This is a genomic window from Curtobacterium sp. B8 (assembly GCF_000333315.1).
GTDB lineage: Bacteria > Actinomycetota > Actinomycetes > Actinomycetales > Microbacteriaceae > Curtobacterium > Curtobacterium luteum.
Map to the genome: position 1 here is coordinate 1 of NZ_BACW01000549.1, position 1926 is coordinate 1926.

General features: G+C 67.5%; 3 protein-coding genes. All 3 read left to right on the forward strand.

Features of this window, described 5'->3' with window-relative positions; translation table 11 throughout:
* Positions 1-471, forward strand: a 471-nt coding sequence (locus tag I59_RS14800) for a hypothetical protein (protein WP_222835023.1), incomplete at its 5' end; no start/stop codon positions are given.
* A complete protein-coding gene (locus I59_RS20130) occupies positions 464-955 on the forward strand; it encodes an NUDIX domain-containing protein (protein ID WP_049976604.1) in 492 nt (163 codons plus the stop codon). The genes I59_RS14800 and I59_RS20130, both read left to right, overlap by 8 nt.
* Before the next feature lie 22 nt (positions 956-977).
* Positions 978-1926: nucleoside-diphosphate kinase (locus I59_RS14810; RefSeq protein ID WP_222835024.1), on the forward strand; the 949-nt coding region annotated here is incomplete at its 3' end.

Here is a 1926-nt window from a genome sequence, read left to right on the forward strand (position 1 = left end):
AGTTCACAACGGGTTCGTGAAGACCAGCTGGACCTGGCTCGTCGAGTGACGGCCTCCGTTCCGCGGCACGGAACGCAGACCGATCTCCAACGCGCGCTCGAACGGGCGGGTCTCGCGCGGTACGTCACCGCCAGCGCCACACGGACTCTTCGGTCTGCCTTGGAGCATGCGCTCCTGATGGCGGCCTCGAGCAAGTTGGATCACGCATCCCTCGCGATGGGATCGGCGCTGGGAGCGGCGTTCGACGGGCTGGCGGCGCGAGACGGACAGATCTGGCCGGACGACCGTTGGCGGCTGGAACGCCTCTCATGCGCATCGCGGTCCCTCGGCCTGGCTGGGACGACGCTCGACGAAGCCACCTCGTTGCTGCTCTTCCGCCGTTGCGCCGGCAGTGCGACGGACACTTGGTTCGGTCGCGCGTCGGCACTCGCGCACCGTTCGCTCGTCATCCTCGAGGAACACGATGGCTGAGCGGGATCGAGCACCCTTCCTGTCCGAGCGCGATGCTGAGGACGCAGCGTCGAGCGTCGGCACCGGCGCGATCGCCATCATCCGCTGTCCGGCCGGTCTCGTGCTCCACCTCCGTGATGACGATCCGCGGATATCCAACCCGGGGACCTGGTCGCTCTTCGGCGGCGCGAGTGACTCGGGCGAATCACCTCGCCAGACCATCGCGCGGGAGCTCGAGGAGGAACTGGGAATCACGCCCGAGGTCGGGCCCGCGATCGGCAGGGTCGTCGACCGAGAGGGCGATCGCCGACTGCTGTGGCTGTTCGAGGTGGAGACCACCGTGTTCCCCGAGCAGATGACGCTGCTCGAAGGGCAGGCGGTCGACGCCTTCGACATCGAGTCTGCTCTCGGGCTCGATCTGGCACCGCTGGCTCGACGCGTGCTCGGAGCGAGCGGCCTCGGAGCGGAGACGGCGAAGAACAGCGGAGCTCATGACGCCGCTTGATCCCCCCGCAGAGTTCAGCTACATGGCCAGCATCGGCGCCGCGGATCGCGTCTGGGAGGACCTGGTCGCCACCGTGCCGTCACGCTTGCTCCCGCGTCTCAGCCAACTCGTCTTCGCCCTCATCAAGCCCGATGCGATCGCGATGGGTGTACACCAGTTGATCCTCGACAGCATCGTCGACCGTGGGTGGCGGTTGATGTCCGCGAAGGCGATCAGCGCTCCCCAGGCGGGAGCGTTCGAGAGCCTGTACGCCTTCAACCTCACAGCGCGGAACGAGCAGAGCCAACTGGGCGTCTGGTGGCTGAACTCGAAGCTCTACACGGCGGGCCCGAGCATCGCTCTGCTGCTCCAGGTACCCAACCATGCTCCTCACGAGGAGGTGTCCAAGTGGAAGGGCCCTTCGGACCCCATGCTCGCGGTCCCAGGTCAGGTCCGGCACGACGCGAGGGGTTCGAACACCGCGATGAACCTCGTCCACGCCGCCGACGGGCCCATCTCGACAGCTCGCGAGTACCTGATCTTCCACGATCTCGGAGAACTGGTGCACGCGTTGCAAGCATCAGCGGAGCGGGCTCCCGACGCAGTTCCGGACCACGAGCTCGAACACGCACTGTGCCTCGCCCGGCCGACGCACCGTGCCCTCGATCTCCCTTCGGCCGTCATCCGATCGAAGCTCCTCCTCGAGGCCCACGGTGCCGGCGGCGCCAGGGCTGTGCCGGCCCGTGTGCAGCGCCACGTCGACTTCCTGATGGCGGAAGCTCCGCCCGAGGAGCGCTGGCGGGACTTCTGTCGCCTCCTGCGCACTGAACGCAGGTCGAAACGGCCGAGGCAATCGCGGGGTACGGATCGCGCGCTCGAGATCCTCGCCGACCCGAGCAACTACTCGTACGGAGCAGCCGTGAGTGTGATCGCCGCGCTGACCGAAGCAGGCGTAGCGGTCGACGTCTGGGATCGGCTCGCGCTCGAGACCG

Bases quoted from the DNA above. Each gene is read 5' to 3' on its own strand.
- I59_RS20130 (WP_049976604.1), top strand. From the start codon at position 464: ATGGCTGAGCGGGATCGAGCACCCTTCCTGTCCGAGCGCGATGCTGAG.